An 18,096-nucleotide genomic window follows, 5' to 3' on the forward strand; every position below is an offset into this window, starting at 1 on the left:
AAATCCACCATTTTTTGCTCTTGTGTTCCTACGCTAGGTGCTTTAGTTTTTACTGAAGTCGGGTATGCTTACCCTCATTTTGTTATTCATTATTGGTAGAAGGCTGCTTTATATATGAAGATTTGCCCGGCACATTCCATCTTAGGCCTAACTAAGGTATAAGGTCGGTATGAAAACTCCTAAACGAATCCAACCACTGGTTGATGAAGGACTGGTTGATGAAGTCATCAGCCAGTTAATGAGCGGTAAAGAAGCTACTGTGTACGTTGTGCGCTGTGGTGAAGATATTCGCTGCGCTAAAGTTTACAAGGAAGCGGACAAACGTAGTTTTAAGCAGGCGGTGGTTTACCAAGAGGGGCGTAAAGTCCGAAATAGCCGTCGCGCTCGGGCAATGGAAAAAGGTTCTAAATTTGGCCGTGAGCAAATGGAAGAAGTCTGGCAAAACGCTGAGGTAGATGCATTGTTTCGCTTGGCTGATGCCGGAGTGCGAGTACCAACTCCTTACGGTTGCTACGATGGTGTGTTACTCATGGAATTAGTCACCGATAGTGAAGGTCATGTTGCGCCTCGCCTTAATGATGTCAGCCTTAGCGCTGAGAAAGCTATACATGACCACGCTTTAGTGATGACTTATGTCAAGCGTATGCTTTGCGCAGGCTTAGTCCATGGTGACTTGTCCGAATTTAATGTCCTAGTCGATGATCAAGGCCCTGTCATTATTGATTTACCCCAAGCGGTAGATGCGGCAGCGAATAATCATGCTAAATGGATGTTGGAGCGGGATGTCAATAACATGACGCAATATTATGGCCAGTACGCACCTGAATTGCTCAAGACTCAATACGCGAAAGAAATGTGGGCCTTATTTGAGGCGGGTCAGTTAAAGCCTGATACGCAGCTAACAGGTCATTTTACTGAAGTATTAGTCGATGCCGACGTCAGTTCTGTCTTGGATGAAATTCAAGCTGCCTATGAAGAGGCTCAGGAGCGCAAGCAGCGACTTCAAGAAGCCAATGAAGATTATTAGTAGAATATTCTTCAATAAAATAGACGCCTTATGAGCGTCTTTTTTATTGGAATTAATTGCCTAGTGCGAGTGTTAAAGCCTGTGGCATTGCCATCCTTGGCACAGGCGTTATGCCCCTTCCTTTCCATTGAACCACTCAATAAAAGGACAAGACCAAAGGGAGAAATATGTTGATGGGCCACAGAGCACTATCGACATATTAATCTTTGGGGGAGACAACTCCCTCGAGCCTTGCCGAAACCTTCCCAATAACACAGCCATCCGTGGCGCGCTATCCTAGTCTAGCGCTGGATCGTCATTGATCCGTGAATAAAAGGACAAGACCCGAGAGGGTAATATGTTCATGACTTGGGGGAGCACAATTCACATATTTGATCTTTGGGGGAGATAGCTCCCTCTAAAGCCTTGTCAAAACCTACCTCTTTTTCTCTTGCAACACTTTGAGTGTTAAGTTGACAGAGTCGGACAGTAAACAGCACAGTTATTATTGTTATTTTGTACGATTTATATCTTAGGTCGTTGGGGAGCGATAATAGATACCCATCCGACTCTGTCTAAACTGTTATTTATTGCTAATCCAATTAATTGGATGACAAGGCCGGACGTAAAAGGGCGCTGTTATTATTGTTTTTAGCACAACTTTCATATCGCGTTAGACCTACAGGGCAATATGCAATGGGGTCCGGCCTTGTCTATAAGGGCACTGGGCGAGGTTACCTCAACCTATATCGTGCGTAATTCACTGTTTAGCTGCTTAATACGTTTCTGCAGCTGGGCAATTTCAATTATTAAGGCGCATTCACGTTGCTGCGGCTGTTGCTCACTTTCCCTTACCCACTGGTAAACCGCTTTAGCCGAAAGACCATACTGTCGTGCGACATCAGAGAGTAATCTGCCTTTGACTTTTACTTCAAAAATAACGTCAGGTTTAAGATTATGATTGACGATTCCCATGGCCTATCCCTTTTCACTTTATGCTATCTGTATGCGCTTTAACGGGTTCTTTGGGGGTATTCCTTCATGATTATTGGCGCTGCTCTATATCCCACTGACTATGTCCTATATGGCGTAGGGACAACCATTCGTGGTGACAATGACTAATGAGTTTCATCAGATGTTTCATCTCTTCCTCCTCAATCCACTTAGGGATTGTGCTTCGATTAACATGCCTCACAACGGGCACTTAGATTAACGTCCATTGATGTCAAACAGCTTACTTAGGTATCGAGTGAGTTACGCTTGGGGTCTCTACTCTTCTACCTATTTATTAGTATGTAAAATCCGTGCCAATTTTTTAATGTATAAATTAATGTTTAAAATCAATTTATTGGGTTTATGTTTCAAACGATTGGCTTTAGAAGTTATGTCAGAAACGGTGCAGCTTGCACTATTTCAGTGCTTTTACTCTAAATGTTGCATGAATAAGCCAAAGATGTTTTGGTTTGGTGTTTTTTGCGATTAAATTACTCATAAACTGAGCAAAGAAACGATTAAAGATTGTCTCGAAAGAGAATGCTTATATACTGCGATTTTTTCATGGTGTTTTTGGCGATTTACCACGCCCTTTGCCTTTCAAAGGCAAATCTCATCAATCATGTTATGAGGTCATAATGATGAAGCCTTCTCTGATTAAATCATTGCCAGCATCTAAGCTTGCTATTGTGGTTATGGCTAGCGCCTTGATTGCGTCAGGCTGTTCGACTGTCAACCCCTATACCAACGAACAACAAACGGCAAAAGCGACTACGGGGGCGCTAATTGGTGCCGTTGCTGGAGCTGCCGTTGGTGTAGCCTCGTCAAGTAAGAGTGACCGCGGTAAAGGAGCTTTAATTGGTGCAGCCTCTGGCGCCGCCCTAGGTGGTGGTATTGGCTACTACATGGACGTACAAGAAACCAAATTACGCCAACAACTCGCTTCCACGGGAGTTAGCGTAACTCGCAGTGGTGACAATATTATTCTTAATATGCCAAATGAAGTGACTTTTGGTGTGGATCAAACCGAGCTGAGTGAGGGTGCTAAGCGGGTACTGAACTCTGTTGCGCTGGTGGCGAAGGAGTATAGTAAGACCCAACTTAACGTGTTGGGTTATACCGACAGCAGCGGCTCAGATTCATACAATTTACGTTTATCACAGGTACGAGCCAGCGAAGTAGGGAACTACTTGATGAGTAAAGGCGTGGCTTCCGCTCGCGTAAAGTCTAAGGGAATGGGTGAATCGAGTCCAATCGCATCCAATGCTAGTGCCGAGGGACGCGCGCAAAACCGTCGCGTGGAGATAGTGTTGACCCCAACGGGTCAATAATCATTCATCAAGGTTAAAGTCGCCTGCGGGCGACTTTTTATTTTATCCTAAGGGACAAATTGTCCTTCCGTTATCTATCTTGAGTGATCTTGTCCGCAATCATCTCTATTTGGGCTTATCAGGCGAGTATTCGACTTGATCCTGCCGGTATTTTCCCGTTTTGTATGTAGTTAGTTAAATTATGATAACTATTTCGCAGAGCCAAAGGAGAGCAATTATGGCAAAACAGGGCTTAGTACTGGCATTCAGTTTAGGGACTACAGTGATGGCAGGGATGGTACAAGGTGCGCCAATGAACACTGAGGCGACAGCCCCTATTGAACTAAGAGCCGCGGGCAGTTTAAAGGCGGCGATGAACGATATTATTGCGGCTTACCAAGCGAAATCCCAAGCTAATGTGGCAGCGCAGTATGCGCCTTCGGGTTTATTGCTTAAGCGGATCCAAGAGGGGGAGCGAGTTGATATTTTTGCCTCGGCGAATATGAAACACCCGCAGGCCTTAGTCGATGCGGGAGTGGGTCTACAGGTGCAAATGTTTGCCCGTAACCAGCTCTGCGCCATTGCTCAAGCGGAAGTGCCACTCACTAGCGCGAACTTATTAGACACCCTGCTCGCGTCGCAAATTAAGCTTGGTACATCAACGCCAAAAGCCGATCCCGCTGGCGACTACGCTTGGGCAGTGTTTGCGAAAGCCGAGGCTTTAAAACCCAATGCGAAAACTATATTAGAAACCAAAGCCATGCAGCTAACTGGTGGGCCTGAGAGTGCTAAACCGCCCAAGGATCGTAATCCCTATGCTTGGGTGATGGAAAATAAGCAGGCGGATGTGTTCTTAACCTATTGCACCAATGCGGTGCTGGCACAAAAAGAAGTGCCGAGCCTTAAGATTATCGATTTACCGCCAGAGTTAGCCATTGGCGCCGACTATGGCCTATTGGTGTTAAAGGATGCCAATAGTGCAGCCGCACCTTTAGCCGAGTTTATTTTATCCCCTGAAGGACAGGCAATTTTGAGCAGTTATGGTTTTCAGCCGCCTAAAAAATAATGTCTAATGGACTCATTAAAAATGGCGCGAAATAGCGCCATTTTTGTTGCTCGCTTTAGCAAGGCTTGGGCCAGTGCTAGTGCATTAAATATAAAGTCGCTAATCCTAAGAAGGCAAACAGACCTATCACATCGGTGACTGTGGTGAGCACCATACCGCCCGCTAACGCCGGATCTACTTTTAAGCGCTTTAAGATCAGCGGAATACTGGCGCCTGCTAGTCCTGCGACTGTCATATTGATGAGCATTGCACCGCCAATCAGGCTGGCAAGCGCCATATCATCTTTCCAAACTAATACCGCGATAAACACTAACATCGACCACATTAAGCCATTCAAAAAGCCAATCGCGAGCTCTTTGCCTATCAGCCAGCGGGCATTACTTTGGCCAATATGGCCTAGGGCTATCCCGCGGATTACTAGGGCCAAGGTTTGATTACCTGCGACGCCGCCCATGCTCGGTACAATCGTCATTAAAATCGCAATCGTGGCAAACTGTTCAATAGTGCCCTCAAACATATTGCTGACAGAGGCCGCCAGCAGAGCCGCAAATAGGTTGATAGTGAGCCAGAGCGAACGGCGGAAGGTACTTTTGAGTACTGGGGCGAAGGTGTCTTCATCATCGTCCATCCCCGCCATTCCCATCATAGAGTGCTCGGCGTCTTCACGGATAACATCCACCACGTCATCGATGGTGATCCGGCCGAGCAACTTGCCCTCACTATCGACCACGGGCGCTGACACCCAGTCATGGCGTTCGAACAGTTGTGCCACTTCACTGTCGGACATGCCCACGGGAATGCTCTCGATATCGGTATCGATAATGCTGCTGATATGAGTATTGGGATCGCAGGTGAGCAGATCCGCAAGTTTGACCCCTCCAAGCACGCGATCGTGTTTATCCACCACGTATAAAGTATCGGTAGTGTCGGGCAGGTTGCCCCGTTGGCGCAGATAACGCAGTACCACATCGATATTGACATCGGGTCTTAAGGTTACTGTGTCGGTGTTCATTAAGCTGCCTGCGGTCTCATCGGGATAAGAGAGCGCTTGCTCGACTCGCTGACGGTTTTGCAGACTCATCGACTGTAATACTTGTTTATACACAGTATCTGGCAGGCTTCGCAGAATATACGCCAGATCGTCCGTATCCATGCTGGCGGTAGCCTTGGCGACTCGCTCAGGACTCATAGTGCTGATCAGCGGGTCTTTTAACTCTTCGCTGAGTTCATCGAGAATATCCCCGAGCTGATCTTGATCGACAAGTTGCCATAACACTTGCCGAGCTTTGGGAGGTGACGATTCTAAAATCAATGCGATATCTGACGGCGCCATATTTTGTAGCATTTGCCTGACATGCACAAACATACCACTGTTGAGGGCTTGACTCAGTTGGTCGAGACGGTGTTCGGCTTGTAAACTGTCTGAGGCTTCTACAGGCATGTTTCCTCCATGGCGGCGGTGGATGGGTTGGCGTTTAGCTATTGAGGACTTAAGCCAAAGCGCAGCAGTACATTGTAATTTAGCGCACGGGAGGGCGTCGAGTCACAAATGTGTTTTACTGGTATAAGGTGCTGAAATCAAAACCAAACAGGATACTGAATACCGGCAGGGATCATCGAGATGATACCATCAGCAGGCTTCGTCAAACTTAGCGTCGATAAGGGCACAAATGGCATTAAGTGCAGGCTCGGCATCCGGGCCTTCGGCGATGAGGGTGATGGTTTTACCCATGCCCGTCTCGAGCATGAGTAGACCCAATACACTGGCGGCAGAGGCCTGTTTTTCACCTTGGATCAGCGTAATGCTGGCATCAAACTCAGAGGCTAATACCACGAGCTTTGTGGCGGCACGGGCATGTAAGCCGAGTTTATTGCAGATGGTGACTTGGCGCTCAAGTTTTGGCATGGCTCAACTCTCGATGGCGCGCATTGACTTTATGTTTGCCATTACTAAAACGTTTAGCTAGTTGCTCGGCTACATAGACTGAGCGGTGTTGGCCACCTGTGCAACCAATCGCAATCGTCAGATAGCTACGATTATTGCGCTCTAAATGGGGCAACCAGGTTTCGAGCAAATTCTCGATTTGCCAGATGAACTTATTCACCAGTGGCTGGCGATTTAAAAACTCCGCTACGGGTTCATCTAAACCGGTGAGAGGTCTAAGTTCCGGTTCCCAATGGGGATTTGGCAAAAAGCGCACATCAAACATAAAGTCAGCTTCGGTCGGCATACCATGCTTAAAACCGAAGGACTCGAAGTTGATCACCAGTTCCTTATCGACACTGCCAAGGAGTATTTGCCGCACTTGGTCGCTGAGTTCATAGATATTCAGATTCGAGGTATCTATATAGTGATCCATCTGCTGTGACAGGGGCTCGAGCAATTTGCCTTCAAGCTTGATGGCTTCTTGCAGTGACACTCGGCTCTTCGATAAGGGATGTAAGCGCCGCGTTTCACTGTAGCGTTTGAGCAACACTTTATCGCTGGAGTTTAAGAAGAAGCTGGTGAGTTCAGTGCCCGTAGGCAGGCTGGCAAGCTGTTTAACCAGCACTTTGTCTTGCTCTGGTAAATTGCGCACGTCAACACTGATAGCAACGAGATCGTTACTGCCTTTGAGCTGTTCAAGCAAACTGCCAATCAAAGGCAAAGGCAAATTATCGACACAATAGTAGCCGAGATCTTCAAGCACTCTAAGTGCGACCGATTTGCCTGAGCCTGAACGCCCTGACACTATGACCAGTTTCATCCAATGATTACCTGATAGAGTTCCGTTTCATCATGCGTCTTGCGCAATTGTTTTAATATTTGCTTGTCACTGAGCTTTTCAGCCATGCATGACAAGGTACTTAGGTGCTGCTGACATTGGTCGGCAGGCACGAGTAGTGCAAATAAAATATCGACGGGTTGTTTATCGATAGCATCAAAGGCTATCGGCTCCTCACATTTTATCAATATCGCTATGGGTTGTGTTATATCGGTTAATCGACCATGTGGAATGGCGATACCGTTACCTATACCTGTGCTACCCATCTTTTCGCGCGCCACGAGGCTTTCGAAGATCTCTTGAGATGAGAGGGTGGGGTACTGGGCAGCGGCTAAGTCGCTGATGAGTTCCAGTACCTTTTTCTTACTGCCCGGAGTGGCGCAGGTTGTGCACTCCGGCCGCAGTATGGTACGAAGTTCCATTGCTAGTGTTTTGTTAACTTCTCTTTGTGTTTAATAACCTGACGATCAAGTTTATCAATCAGGACGTCTATGGCAGCATACATATCTGCATGCTCTGAAGTCGCGAAGACTTCACCACCGGTGAGGTTGATTCTCGCTTCGGCAATCTGTTGCATTTTCTCAACATTGAGCACAACGTGCACATTATTGATCTGTTCGAAATGACGTTCAAGTTTTGAAAACTTTTCCTCAACATATGCCCGTAACGATTCAGTAATCTCGATATGGTGTCCACTTAGGTTTATTTGCATAGAAACGTCCTCCGATACTCACAATAGGCTATAAACTTTTACGCTGATTGGAAGGGGGAATAAGCATCGCTTCTCGGTACTTCGCAATGGTTCTGCGCGCAACGTTAATTCCCTGTTCTGCCAGAAGTTGAGCCATCTTGCTGTCGCTTAATGGTTTTTTCTGGTTTTCCGCTGCAACCAGTTTCTTAATGAAAGCTCTGATTGCTGTGGATGAGCACTCACCGCCATCATCCGTCCCGACGTGGCTTGAGAAGAAATATTTTAGTTCAAAAAGTCCTTTTGGGGTATGCATGTATTTTTGTGTGGTCACCCGTGAAATGGTGGACTCATGCATCTCTACCGCCTCGGCGATATCGTTTAGGACCATAGGTTTCATGGCTTCTTCACCGTATTCGAAGAAACCCTGTTGGTATTGCACTATGCAGTTTGCCACCTTGAGCAGTGTTTCGTTACGGCTTTCAAGGCTTTTAATAAACCACTTGGCTTCTTGCAGATGGCCACGAATAAATTGGCTATCAGCTTGATTTTTTGAACTTCGGGCCATTGCTGCATATTGCTGATTTACGTTGATTTTTGGCATGCAGTCAGGGTTTAATTCGACCACCCAACGGCCGTTTTTCTTCGACACCGATACATCGGGGATCACATATTCTTCATCGACAGGGGTGATGAGTAAACCGGGACGAGGGTTCAAGGTTTGGATCAGCGCAATACTGTCCCTTAACTCGTCCTCTTTCAGTTTGGTCTTACGCATTAACAGCCTAAAGTCGCGAGCGGCGATCAGATCTAAATGATCTTTGATCAGCATGCGGGCGTTTTCGATGTGAGGGGTATCAGGCGAAAAATGAGATAGCTGGATCAGTAAACATTCGCTTAAATCCCTTGCCGCGACACCAACGGGGTCGAAGTGTTGAATACGCTTGAGCACGGCTTCAACTTCGTCGAGTTCAATCTCGGGATTGCCCATGGCTTCGAGGATATCTTCAGTGCTTTGAGTGAGATAACCTTGATCGTCGATGGCATCAATAATCGCGGTGGCAATGGCTAAATCGGTTTCAGAGAAGGGCGTGAGGTTTTTTTGCCATTCTAAATGTTCGTACAACCCCTCGCTAGTTTCCCCTTGGAAGGGCATGTCATCTTCACGGCTGGCGCCAGAACCTGAGTTTGGCGATGCGGTAAAGACTTCATCCCAAGTGGTATCCATGGGTAACTCTTCGGGCAGAGATTCTTTGGTCAGCGACTCGGCAATGTCCACGGTGGAATTATCTTGTTCCTGTGGCTGGGCAGTCGTTTCGCTAAAGTCGGTATCGGCGATATCTTGCTTACGTTCGCTAGGCGCGTCAAATTGCTCCTCTTCCAGCTCGAGAAGAGGATTAGAGTCTAAGGCTTGCTGGATTTCTTGTTGCAGTTCCAATGACGACAGTTGCAGCAGGCGAATGGCCTGCTGAAGTTGTGGCGTCATGGTTAACTGTTGACCCAGTTTGAGCTGGAGTGACGCTTTCATGTTACCGCTGATCCCTAGGTTATTATTGTGAGTTTAGGTCGCTTGATATCATATGGATGGAGCCTAGCGCTCTCAAATTCAAGGCTTATTAGCTTTGTTTTAGTAACTATAGCCTGAATTGTTCACCTAAGTACACAGCCCTAACTTGCTGATTGTCTAAGATCTCTGCGGGTGTGCCCTCGGCAATAAGATTACCGTGACTCACAATGTAAGCATGTTCACAGACGTCTAAGGTCTCGCGCACATTGTGGTCAGTGATCAGTACACCAAGGCCTCGGCTTTTAAGCTGCTCGATAATTTTCTTGATATCGATAACGGAGATCGGATCAACGCCCGCAAAGGGCTCATCAAGCAGAATAAACTTGGGGTTGGCCGCTAAGGCGCGGGCAATTTCGACGCGTCGACGTTCACCGCCCGATAAGGACATGCCTTGGCTGTCACGAATATGGGTGATATGGAACTCTTCTAGCAGTTGCTCTAGTGCTTCTTCGCGCTGGTCACTATTGAGCTCTTTACGGGTTTGCAGTACCGCCATGATGTTGTCGTGTACGGTTAATTTACGAAAGATACTCGCTTCCTGTGGTAGGTAACCAATACCTTTGCGGGCACGCAGATGCATAGGATCGGCGGTTAAATCATCATCGTCGATAAAGATATGGCCTTTATCGCTTTTAACTAAGCCCACGACCATGTAAAAGGTGGTGGTTTTACCCGCACCGTTAGGGCCGAGTAGACCGACGACTTGACCCGTTTTTACTGTCAGGCTGACATCTTTGACAACCTGGCGGCTTTTATAACTCTTGGCGAGATTCTGTGCTTTTAAGGTGATTTGGGTCATTTAGAATCCTGTTTTTTCACAGGTTTATCTGTTGGTGTATTTTTGAGTTCTTCCTGATAATTATCAGGTTGAATAATGGTAATTACGCGATCATCACCATTGCCGCTACTTTCGGCGATCAGTTTTTGCTGAATAATATCGTAACGAATTAAATTGCCTGTAACTTGACTACCCGCTTGGTCTAGGGTCGCTGTACCAGTTAGGGTCAACGTCCGAGTGGCCATTTCATAGCGAATCTCTTTGGCGCTAGCAGATGCAGGGCGGCCATCATCAAGGATTTGGCTGTAGGTTGCTGGATTTCCTGTAGCCAGTAAGACTTTACTATTTTCGCCTTCGACAGAAAATGCACGGAGTTGATCCGCATGGATTTTAATTGAGCCTTGAACAACTTCAACGGGGCCGAAGAAAATGATCTGATTGTTTTTAATGTCCGCAGTTTGACTGACGGCTTTAATTTTCACTTCTTGCTGTAAGTCACCGATCTTGGCGAAGGCATTCATGCTTATCATTAGCATTAGGCTGGCAAGTAATATGTTATTTTGCTTCATAGGTTCCTACTACCTGACTGGTCAATTGCACTTCCTGCGCGTTAAGGTCGGCATAAAGGCCTTGCCCTTGAATATTAAAATCTTTCCCTGTGACGTAAATGATGCGGTCAGAGGTCATTATCATTGTGTTGAGATCGAGTTCTAAAAAACTGGTGGACAAGGTTTGTATCGGTTCACCAGGGCTGATGGCATCGATAATAACATTATTTTCTAATACAACCTTGCCAGTATCTTTGTTGAGTCGACCTTGATCGGCTCTGATCTGCCATTTTGCTTTACCTTGGTCGGGATACACAAGATAGACAGGCTGAATAAAGTCGGTTTGGTTTTTAAGCTCATAGTGTTCCATGTGCTTTGCCGTGACGCGACTATTGACTTGTCCTTGCTCGTTAAACTCGATGCTGCGCAGATCTTCGATAATGTAGTCGGGTCGGTTTGAATCGTTCAGGCTGCTATCGGTATCGCCACCGCGTTTTTGTTGGACCTGCCAATACAGCACGAGTGCAGTACCAAAAAAAGCAATAATGGCGAGGGTCACACGACTCATATGCTCATCCCATGGGCTGAGGTAAATTTGTTTTGACTCAGAAGTAACAGATCTGTCAGCTCTCTGAGCGCACCATGACCACCATTTAACTGGGTCACAAAATGGGCGTGTTGGCGCACATAGGGATGTCCATCGGCGACACAGACGGCAAGACCGACGACATTCATCACTGGCAGGTCGACAATATCATCACCGATATAGGCAACTTCTTCTGGTGTGACATTGTAGAGCGACAGCAGTTCTTCATAGGGGACAAATTTATTATCCACACCTTGATAAATATGGGTTACACCGAGGGCCGTCATGCGGTTTTCAACAATTTTAGACTGGCGGCCTGTTATCACGGCCAGATTAAAGCCACTGGTCAATAATGAACGCACACCATAACCATCGCGGGTATGGAAGGCTTTGAGCTCTTCACCCGAGTTGCTTAAATAAATGCGGCCGTCAGAAAATACCCCGTCCACATCGCAGATCAGCAGTTTAATTTTTTGCGCTCTTTGCCACACATCATCGCTGATCGGGCCGTAAAATCCTTGCTGTGGCATTAAATGACTCCCGCTTTAACCATATCGAGCATATTGAGCGCACCGACAGGATGATTGTCTTTATCTATCACTATCAGGCCGTTGATATTTTTTGAGTCCATCACTTGCAGCGCCTGTGCTGCCAAGACGTTTTCAGTAATTGTGACACAGTTTCGCGTCATCACATCGGCGATAGGCGTGGTGCGTAGGTTGACTTGGGCATCGATAACGCGGCGTAGGTCGCCGTCGGTAAAAATACCCACGAGTTTGTTTTGTTCATCGATCACCGCCGTCATGCCTAGGCCCTTCTTGGATATTTCATACAGGGCATCGGTAATACAGATATCGTGTTTGACGAGTGGTAAGTCATCGCCGCTATGCATGACATTACTGACTTTTAACAGTAGCTTACGCCCTAGGGCACCGCCTGGGTGAGACATGGCAAAGTCTTCCCGAGTAAAGCCTTTGGCTTGCAGCAGCGCAATGGCCATCGCATCACCCATCACTAAGGTTGCGGTGGTGCTCGAGGTTGGCGCAAGCCCGAGCGGACAGGCTTCTTCAGGCACTTCAATACATAAATGAATTTTGGCCAAACGTGCCATCGTGGACTCTGGTTTGCCAGTCATAGCAATCACGGGAATGGCTTTACGTTGGATAACAGGCATCAGTGCGAGGATTTCGCTCGATTCACCCGAGTTCGAAATGGCGAGGATAATATCATTATCAGAGAGTACGCCTAAGTCGCCATGGCTGGCTTCGCCTGGATGCACAAAGAAGGCAGGGGTGCCAGTGCTGGCGAGGGTAGCAGAGATTTTATTACCAATATGGCCAGATTTCCCCATCCCCATCACGATGACTTTGCCGGTGCAGTTGAGGATTAACTCGCAGGCTTGGGCGAATTCAACGGAATCGACATATTGATAAAGATTGTCGAGGGCCGATTTTTCAATATCGATGACTTTACAGCCCCACTGGCGCAATTGTGATTGGTCTACCATGTCTATCTCTCTTCTTGCATTGTCTTTGTCGCCCCGTCTGGGATTGGAATAGCACAATTTGGTACGCGATAAAGATGATAAAATTAACGGCTTGTTACTTTGAGTCGCATGCTATTGTTTAAGCTCTGCGCCTAGGCATTAGGGCAGAATATATCGTTTAGCCATTGAATGCCTTGAGCAATATCATCGTCTTTGGTATTTCCCTTTTGCCACCCGCAGTGAGTAAGGTAACTATGATGGCCAGTTTGATGCTTAATTGCAGAACTCAATAGCGTTTTTAAGTTAAGTTGTACTCACATTATCTTTGTATCAATTAGCTTATGTCTTGACCGTTTACAAAACCATTTTGCTAATTTATCAACACAGGTGAAAACATTAAGTAACACTTTAGCTTCACAGAGCGAAAACTTAGGGCGCATTCTCGCTGGAAATGAGGCAAATTGAAAGTATCGCAGGACGATAGTGTCGATTCTGTTGTAGGTTAAAGCGCAATTACGTACAATTTGCGGCTCTTCGATTGGTCTGGGCAGGAAGCGTAGGCCACCTCTTTTCAAATATCGGAATCAAGCATGACTCAAGAACAAACGCCGTTGGTTGAGATCCGTCATTTGGGCTTTCGCCGTGGCCAGCGTGTCATATATGAAGATATTAGCCTGTCTATCCCTAGGGGCAAAGTCACCGCCATTATGGGACCGAGTGGTATAGGTAAGACCACCTTGCTCAAGCTTATCGGCGGCCAATTAACACCCGATAGCGGCCAAGTGTTGTTCGATGGACAGGATGTGCATGCGGCGAGCCGTAGCGAATTATTCGAACTGCGCAAGCGCATGAGTATGTTGTTTCAAAGTGGCGCATTATTCACCGATATTAACGTCTTCGATAACGTTGCCTTTGCGCTGCGTGAACATTCAGGCCTGCCCGAAGAGATTATTCGGACTATCGTGCTGATGAAACTTGAGGCCGTTGGGCTGCGGGGCGCCGCGCAAATGATGCCCAGCGAGTTATCCGGTGGGATGCAGCGCCGCGCTGCCTTAGCTCGGGCGATAGCCCTTGAGCCAGAAATGGTCATGTACGATGAACCCTTTGCCGGACAAGACCCTATTTCTATGGGCGTGCTGGTTAAGCTTATCCGCGAACTTTCCGATGCACTTAATTTAACCTCGGTTGTGGTGTCCCACGATGTGGATGAAGTGCTCGGGATTGCAGATTATGTGTATGTGGTTGCAGATAAAAAAGTTATTGCCCATGGCACGCCTGAAGAGTTAAAGCATGCGGATAATCCGCAGCTCAAGCAGTTTATTCAAGGTGCGCCAGATGGCCCTGTGCCGTTCCATTATCCGGCAAAGGATTACCAGCAAGAATTATTGGCAAAAGGAGTTGGCAAGTGAAGTTATTAGATAGTATTGCCGACCTTGGCCGCAGCGCTATCGAGTTAGTGCTCGGTTTTGGCCGTGCAGGCCTGATGCTGTGGGGCGCGATTGTTCGTTGGCCTCGGGTGCGTAAAGGTTTTCCATTATTAGTGCGCCAAATCTATGTGGTCGGCGTACAATCTATGGTCATTATTGTGGTCTCCGGCCTGTTTATCGGCATGGTATTGGCGCTGCAGGGCTACAACATCTTAGTCGGGTTTGGTACGGAGGAGAGTTTAGGCCCGATGGTGGCCTTAAGTTTACTGCGTGAACTCGGTCCTGTGGTCACAGCGCTATTATTTGCTGGCCGCGCAGGTTCGGCACTCACCGCCGAAATCGGTCTGATGAAGAGTACCGAGCAGTTATCCAGCTTAGAGATGATGGCGATTGACCCACTGCGGCAAATCATTGCGCCACGTTTTTGGGCTGGAGTGATCAGCATGCCGTTGTTGGCGCTGATGTTTACTGCGGTAGGTATTTATGGCGGCCATTTAGTGGGCGTGGAATGGAAGGGGATCGATGGTGGTGCCTTCTGGTCGATTCTGCAAGCCTCGGTCGAATGGCGCCAAGACATAGTGAACTGCCTGATTAAGAGCGGCGTGTTTGCCGTGGTGGTGACTTGGATTGCCTTATACCGCGGCTATCAAGTGGTGCCGAATCCAGAAGGGATAAGCCGTGCAACTACTTCAACTGTGGTGCAATCGAGCCTCGCCGTATTGGCATTGGACTTTTTACTAACAGCCCTGATGTTTGGCCGCTAACGGATTGCAGCGCCAAGGATACAGATAGACGGATTAACAGAGTGGTAACTGAGCATGTTGACACGAAAAATTGAATTATTAGTGGGTGTGTTTCTCTTAACGGGCTTAGCGGCCTTTTTGGTGTTGGTGTTTAAAGTCGCCAATATCGAAGTGCAGACCAGCGACAGTAGCTATACCCTCACCGCCAACTTCACCAATATCGGTGGCTTGAAGGTACGCTCTCCGGTCAAGGTTGGCGGCGTCGTGGTTGGCCGCGTGAGTAAGATTGATTTAGACCCAGTCAAACTGGTGGCTGTGGTGACGATTGTGATGGACAAGCGTTTCGATAAATTTCCTGAAACCAGTAGCTTAGCTATTTTAACTTCAGGTTTGCTCGGTGAGCAGTTCCTCGGATTAACACCGGGCTTTGTCGATGATGACGTGAGTATGCTTAAGGATGGCGACAAAATTGACGATACTCGCTCAGCATTAGTGTTAGAAGATCTGATTGGTCAGTTCTTATATAGTATGGGTTCAAAGGATAAATAGGGGTTACCGCTATGTTTAAACGCTTATCGCGCTTATTACTGCCGTTAGTATGGATGTTTACTGCAACGACCGCACTGGCGGATGACGCTCAGGTTAACACTATGGATCCTTATGCCATGGTGAAATCTGTTGCCAACAAAACCTTCGATCGGTTCCACAAAGACAAGGCGTTGATTGACGCCGATGCGGATCATCTCAAGGTGATTGTGCGTGAAGAATTAATGCCTTACATCGACTATAAATACGCCTCTTACAAAGTGTTAGGTCAGTATTTAAAAGAGTCGACTGAAGATCAGCGCAATCGTTTCGTCGATGCTTTTGAAGGCTACTTAGTTTCAACCTATGCCCAAGCTTTTACCGAATACACTAACCAAAAAGTGGAGTTTTCGCCTGGTAGTGATTTCAGCAATGAGAAGATTGTCGATGTAAACGTACAGATTATCGAAGCGGGTCGTCCGCCGATTAAGTTGTTGTTTAAAGTTCGTCGCCTCAAGGATGACTCTTGGAAGGCGTTTGACCTAGTCGCTGAAGGCGTGAGTTTGCTGTCCTCTAAGCAATCTGAAATCTCGAACCTTATCCGCCAACAGGGGATTGATTCAGTGATTAAGATGCTGGAAGAGCGCACCAAAGACAAAGTGACTAAAAAGCCTAAAGCAGGGAAGTAAGCGCCGTGGTTGAATTTGTGCAACAGGGTAACATTTGCCACCTAAAAGGGCGTTTATCACAGGAGCAAGTGGTCGAGCTATGGCCGCAAAGGCAAAGCCTGTTAAGCCAAGATACCCAAATGTTGTCGCTCGCCGAACTGGAATACAGCGACAGTGCTGGTGTGGCATTTTTGCTGGCGTTAGTGCGCCAGCATGGCACGCCACTGAAGCTGTGCTCGGCATCGGAGCAGTTAAAAAAATTAATCGATTTATATGATTTACAATCCTTCTTCACCGAAGAAGCGAATTGAAAAGGTACCGAATTTCATGGAATGCAGCTTAATAGAACAGATTTTACGTGACGCGTTAGCCCTCGATGAAGTGCACGCCAGCTCCGATGGCAGCCACTACAAAGTGATTGCCGTGGGTGAATGTTTTGACGGTATGAGCCGCGTAAAACAACAACAAGCCATTTATGCACCCCTGATGAGCTATATCGCCAGCGGTGAGTTACATGCATTAACGATTAAAACTTTCACGCCGACTCAATGGAAACGCGAGAAAATTTTCAACAGCTAGTAGTGAGGAAAAGTGGATAAATTAGCGATTCAAGCAAGCCCTCCGCTTGCTGGTGATGTGATTATTTCCGGTGCCAAAAACGCTGCGCTGCCGATTCTAATGGCAGGCGTGTTAGCCGAAACTGACTTTGTGGTCTCGAACGTCCCTAATTTGCGTGATGTGAGCACCAGCTGCAAATTGCTGCGTTGCCTAGGCGCCGATGTGGATGAGTTGGGCGAAGGTAAGATCCGTATTTCGACCAAGAACCTTAATGAGTTTTGTGCTCCTTACGACCTCGTTAAGACCATGCGTGCCTCGATTCTGATCCTTGGGCCGTTATTAGCCCGCTATGGCACCGCAGACGTATCATTACCCGGTGGCTGCGCCATTGGTGCTCGTCCAGTAAACCTTCACTTACATGGCCTCGAAATGATGGGCGCCAAGATTGAAGTGAAAGAAGGTTATATCAAGGCCCGTGTCGATGGTCGCTTAAAGGGCGCGCATATTTTTATGGACATGGTGAGCGTAGGCGCGACCGAAAACCTATTGATGGCCGCGGCACTTGCCGATGGCGAAACCGTGATTGAAAACGCGGCCCGTGAACCAGAAGTGATCGACTTAGCTAACTGTTTGATTGCCATGGGCGCGAAGATCACCGGTGTGGGCAGTGCCACACTGCGTATTCAAGGGGTTGAGCGTCTGCAGGGCTGTGAGTACCGAGTGATGCCGGATCGTATTGAAACCGGTTCATTCCTTGTTGCCGCCGCTGTGACCCGTGGTCGTATCCGTTGCTTAAAGGCAGACCCAGCTTCGTTAGAGTCTGTTATCGCGAAACTCGAAGATGCGGGTGCCAAGATCACTACAGGTGAAGATTGGATTGAGCTCGATATGGAAGGCAAGCGTCCAAAAGCGGTAAATATCAAGACGGCACCATATCCTGGTTTCCCAACCGATATGCAGGCACAGTTCTGCGTGCTCAACGTATTAGCCCAGGGCACTGCGACCATTACCGAAACCATCTTCGAAAACCGCTTTATGCACGTGCCAGAACTTATCCGTATGGGCGCGACCATGGAGCTTGAAGGCAATACCTGCATTATCCAAGGCATTGAGTCTTTGAGTGGTGCACAGGTAATGGCGACGGATTTACGTGCGTCGGCAAGCTTGGTGATTGCAGGCTTAGTCGCCGATGGTAAAACCATTGTCGATCGCATCTATCACTTAGATCGCGGCTATGAGCATATCGAGCAGAAGTTCCAAGGGTTGGGCGCGCATGTAGAGCGTGTGCAATAACATTTGCGTAGGACTAGCTCCTAATAAAAAACCAGCCAAGTGCTTAATGCCGATCAGTTAAGACAGATCGCTTGACGATCTCGCTGAAA

Annotated in this window: 22 protein-coding genes; 10 read left to right on the forward strand and 12 right to left on the reverse strand. The window is 47.5% G+C overall.

All coding sequences use genetic code 11. The features are described 5' to 3' along the window. The first annotated feature begins 169 nt into the window (after window positions 1-169). Window positions 170-1,027 (forward strand): PA4780 family RIO1-like protein kinase, encoded by an 858-nt coding sequence (locus JM642_RS03610; RefSeq protein WP_037421993.1) that lies wholly within the window; start codon window positions 170-172, stop codon window positions 1,025-1,027. A gap of 723 nt (window positions 1,028-1,750) precedes the next feature. Here JM642_RS03610 and JM642_RS03615 read toward each other — a convergent pair. Further along, on the reverse strand, window positions 1,751-1,981 hold the full coding sequence (locus JM642_RS03615; RefSeq protein WP_203432864.1) for a transposase: 231 nt from the start codon (window positions 1,979-1,981) through the stop codon (window positions 1,751-1,753). 656 nt (window positions 1,982-2,637) lie between these two features. On the opposite strand from JM642_RS03615, the gene JM642_RS03620 reads away from it, so the two are divergent. Both JM642_RS03620 and JM642_RS03625 read left to right on the forward strand, forming a co-directional pair. Beyond that, complete coding sequence (locus tag JM642_RS03620; protein ID WP_037430137.1) at window positions 2,638-3,330, forward strand: OmpA family protein; 693 nt, start codon at window positions 2,638-2,640, stop codon at window positions 3,328-3,330. A 217-nt stretch (window positions 3,331-3,547) separates the two neighbouring features. Next, on the forward strand, window positions 3,548-4,375 hold the full coding sequence (locus JM642_RS03625; protein ID WP_203432866.1) for a molybdate ABC transporter substrate-binding protein: 828 nt from the start codon (window positions 3,548-3,550) through the stop codon (window positions 4,373-4,375). 76 nt (window positions 4,376-4,451) lie between these two features. Here JM642_RS03625 and mgtE read toward each other — a convergent pair whose 3' ends face one another. The 11 genes from mgtE to JM642_RS03680 form a co-directional block, all read right to left on the reverse strand. Continuing rightward, window positions 4,452-5,816: a magnesium transporter gene (gene mgtE / locus JM642_RS03630; RefSeq protein WP_037431332.1), complete on the reverse strand. Its 1,365-nt coding sequence runs from the start codon at window positions 5,814-5,816 to the stop codon at window positions 4,452-4,454. Between the two features lie 189 nt (window positions 5,817-6,005). Further along, a complete protein-coding gene (locus JM642_RS03635) occupies window positions 6,006-6,281 on the reverse strand; it encodes an HPr family phosphocarrier protein (RefSeq protein WP_011627201.1) in 276 nt (91 codons plus the stop codon). Beyond that, the gene (rapZ, locus tag JM642_RS03640; protein ID WP_037422011.1) at window positions 6,268-7,122 is read right to left on the reverse strand and encodes an RNase adapter RapZ; all 855 of its coding nucleotides are present in this window, start codon (window positions 7,120-7,122) and stop codon (window positions 6,268-6,270) included. The genes JM642_RS03635 and rapZ overlap by 14 nt, the downstream gene beginning before the upstream one ends. Beyond that, entirely contained in the window at window positions 7,119-7,562 is a 444-nt protein-coding gene (ptsN, locus tag JM642_RS03645; protein WP_037422014.1) for a PTS IIA-like nitrogen regulatory protein PtsN, read from the reverse strand. Before ptsN ends, rapZ begins: the two co-directional genes overlap by 4 nt. Before the next feature lie 2 nt (window positions 7,563-7,564). Further along, window positions 7,565-7,852, reverse strand: a complete 288-nt coding sequence (gene hpf, locus JM642_RS03650; protein ID WP_007650503.1) for a ribosome hibernation promoting factor — start codon at window positions 7,850-7,852, stop codon at window positions 7,565-7,567. A 28-nt stretch (window positions 7,853-7,880) separates the two neighbouring features. Further along, window positions 7,881-9,356: an RNA polymerase factor sigma-54 gene (locus JM642_RS03655; RefSeq protein WP_037431329.1), complete on the reverse strand. Its 1,476-nt coding sequence runs from the start codon at window positions 9,354-9,356 to the stop codon at window positions 7,881-7,883. A 106-nt stretch (window positions 9,357-9,462) separates the two neighbouring features. Next, window positions 9,463-10,194: an LPS export ABC transporter ATP-binding protein gene (lptB, locus tag JM642_RS03660; RefSeq protein ID WP_037422019.1), complete on the reverse strand. Its 732-nt coding sequence runs from the start codon at window positions 10,192-10,194 to the stop codon at window positions 9,463-9,465. Beyond that, window positions 10,191-10,742 carry a lipopolysaccharide transport periplasmic protein LptA gene (gene lptA / locus JM642_RS03665; protein WP_037422024.1) on the reverse strand — a complete coding sequence of 184 codons (552 nt, stop codon included), beginning with the start codon at window positions 10,740-10,742 and terminating at the stop codon, window positions 10,191-10,193. The genes lptB and lptA overlap by 4 nt, the downstream gene beginning before the upstream one ends. Further along, entirely contained in the window at window positions 10,729-11,289 is a 561-nt protein-coding gene (lptC, locus tag JM642_RS03670; protein WP_203432868.1) for an LPS export ABC transporter periplasmic protein LptC, read from the reverse strand. Before lptC ends, lptA begins: the two co-directional genes overlap by 14 nt. After that, entirely contained in the window at window positions 11,286-11,837 is a 552-nt protein-coding gene (gene kdsC / locus JM642_RS03675; RefSeq protein WP_037422031.1) for a 3-deoxy-manno-octulosonate-8-phosphatase KdsC, read from the reverse strand. Before kdsC ends, lptC begins: the two co-directional genes overlap by 4 nt. Beyond that, the gene (locus JM642_RS03680) at window positions 11,837-12,814 is read right to left on the reverse strand and encodes a KpsF/GutQ family sugar-phosphate isomerase (protein WP_037422034.1); all 978 of its coding nucleotides are present in this window, start codon (window positions 12,812-12,814) and stop codon (window positions 11,837-11,839) included. Before JM642_RS03680 ends, kdsC begins: the two co-directional genes overlap by 1 nt. 569 nt (window positions 12,815-13,383) lie before the next feature. Between JM642_RS03680 and mlaF the strand changes: the two genes are divergently transcribed. From mlaF to murA, 7 genes are read left to right on the forward strand one after another with little or no spacing between them, the layout of a single operon-like run. Continuing rightward, window positions 13,384-14,202 carry a phospholipid ABC transporter ATP-binding protein MlaF gene (gene mlaF / locus JM642_RS03685; protein WP_037427130.1) on the forward strand — a complete coding sequence of 273 codons (819 nt, stop codon included), beginning with the start codon at window positions 13,384-13,386 and terminating at the stop codon, window positions 14,200-14,202. Beyond that, a complete protein-coding gene (gene mlaE / locus JM642_RS03690; RefSeq protein ID WP_037427131.1) occupies window positions 14,199-14,984 on the forward strand; it encodes a lipid asymmetry maintenance ABC transporter permease subunit MlaE in 786 nt (261 codons plus the stop codon). The genes mlaF and mlaE overlap by 4 nt, the downstream gene beginning before the upstream one ends. A 54-nt stretch (window positions 14,985-15,038) precedes the next feature. Then, window positions 15,039-15,512: an outer membrane lipid asymmetry maintenance protein MlaD gene (gene mlaD, locus JM642_RS03695; RefSeq protein ID WP_037427133.1), complete on the forward strand. Its 474-nt coding sequence runs from the start codon at window positions 15,039-15,041 to the stop codon at window positions 15,510-15,512. Between the two features lie 11 nt (window positions 15,513-15,523). After that, entirely contained in the window at window positions 15,524-16,177 is a 654-nt protein-coding gene (locus JM642_RS03700) for an ABC transporter substrate-binding protein (RefSeq protein WP_037427135.1), read from the forward strand. A gap of 5 nt (window positions 16,178-16,182) precedes the next feature. Beyond that, window positions 16,183-16,467, forward strand: coding sequence for an STAS domain-containing protein (locus JM642_RS03705; protein ID WP_047538719.1), 285 nt, complete (start codon window positions 16,183-16,185; stop codon window positions 16,465-16,467). A 16-nt stretch (window positions 16,468-16,483) separates the two neighbouring features. Next, the gene (locus JM642_RS03710) at window positions 16,484-16,735 is read left to right on the forward strand and encodes a BolA family protein (protein WP_011621481.1); all 252 of its coding nucleotides are present in this window, start codon (window positions 16,484-16,486) and stop codon (window positions 16,733-16,735) included. A gap of 12 nt (window positions 16,736-16,747) precedes the next feature. After that, complete coding sequence (gene murA / locus JM642_RS03715) at window positions 16,748-18,007, forward strand: UDP-N-acetylglucosamine 1-carboxyvinyltransferase (protein ID WP_011073687.1); 1,260 nt, start codon at window positions 16,748-16,750, stop codon at window positions 18,005-18,007. The last annotated feature ends 89 nt before the right edge of the window (window positions 18,008-18,096 follow it).

This window comes from Shewanella sp. LZH-2 (assembly GCF_016859145.1).
Classification (GTDB): domain Bacteria; phylum Pseudomonadota; class Gammaproteobacteria; order Enterobacterales; family Shewanellaceae; genus Shewanella; species Shewanella xiamenensis.

Excerpts from the sequence above, each read along its gene's own strand:
- mlaF (WP_037427130.1), top strand. The coding sequence starts at position 13,384 with ATGACTCAAGAACAAACGCCGTTGGTTGAGATCCGTCATTTGGGCTTT.
- lptC (WP_203432868.1), bottom strand. The coding sequence starts at position 11,289 with ATGAGTCGTGTGACCCTCGCCATTATTGCTTTTTTTGGTACTGCACTC.
- hpf (WP_007650503.1), bottom strand. The coding sequence starts at position 7,852 with ATGCAAATAAACCTAAGTGGACACCATATCGAGATTACTGAATCGTTA.
- lptB (WP_037422019.1), bottom strand. The coding sequence starts at position 10,194 with ATGACCCAAATCACCTTAAAAGCACAGAATCTCGCCAAGAGTTATAAA.
- mgtE (WP_037431332.1), bottom strand. The coding sequence starts at position 5,816 with ATGCCTGTAGAAGCCTCAGACAGTTTACAAGCCGAACACCGTCTCGAC.
- JM642_RS03620 (WP_037430137.1), top strand. The coding sequence starts at position 2,638 with ATGATGAAGCCTTCTCTGATTAAATCATTGCCAGCATCTAAGCTTGCT.
- rapZ (WP_037422011.1), bottom strand. The coding sequence starts at position 7,122 with ATGAAACTGGTCATAGTGTCAGGGCGTTCAGGCTCAGGCAAATCGGTC.
- JM642_RS03615 (WP_203432864.1), bottom strand. The coding sequence starts at position 1,981 with ATGGGAATCGTCAATCATAATCTTAAACCTGACGTTATTTTTGAAGTA.
- mlaD (WP_037427133.1), top strand. The coding sequence starts at position 15,039 with ATGTTGACACGAAAAATTGAATTATTAGTGGGTGTGTTTCTCTTAACG.
- JM642_RS03610 (WP_037421993.1), top strand. The coding sequence starts at position 170 with ATGAAAACTCCTAAACGAATCCAACCACTGGTTGATGAAGGACTGGTT.
- lptA (WP_037422024.1), bottom strand. The coding sequence starts at position 10,742 with ATGAAGCAAAATAACATATTACTTGCCAGCCTAATGCTAATGATAAGC.
- ptsN (WP_037422014.1), bottom strand. The coding sequence starts at position 7,562 with ATGGAACTTCGTACCATACTGCGGCCGGAGTGCACAACCTGCGCCACT.
- JM642_RS03710 (WP_011621481.1), top strand. The coding sequence starts at position 16,484 with ATGGAATGCAGCTTAATAGAACAGATTTTACGTGACGCGTTAGCCCTC.
- JM642_RS03635 (WP_011627201.1), bottom strand. The coding sequence starts at position 6,281 with ATGCCAAAACTTGAGCGCCAAGTCACCATCTGCAATAAACTCGGCTTA.
- JM642_RS03700 (WP_037427135.1), top strand. The coding sequence starts at position 15,524 with ATGTTTAAACGCTTATCGCGCTTATTACTGCCGTTAGTATGGATGTTT.
- JM642_RS03655 (WP_037431329.1), bottom strand. The coding sequence starts at position 9,356 with ATGAAAGCGTCACTCCAGCTCAAACTGGGTCAACAGTTAACCATGACG.
- JM642_RS03680 (WP_037422034.1), bottom strand. The coding sequence starts at position 12,814 with ATGGTAGACCAATCACAATTGCGCCAGTGGGGCTGTAAAGTCATCGAT.
- kdsC (WP_037422031.1), bottom strand. The coding sequence starts at position 11,837 with ATGCCACAGCAAGGATTTTACGGCCCGATCAGCGATGATGTGTGGCAA.
- JM642_RS03625 (WP_203432866.1), top strand. The coding sequence starts at position 3,548 with ATGGCAAAACAGGGCTTAGTACTGGCATTCAGTTTAGGGACTACAGTG.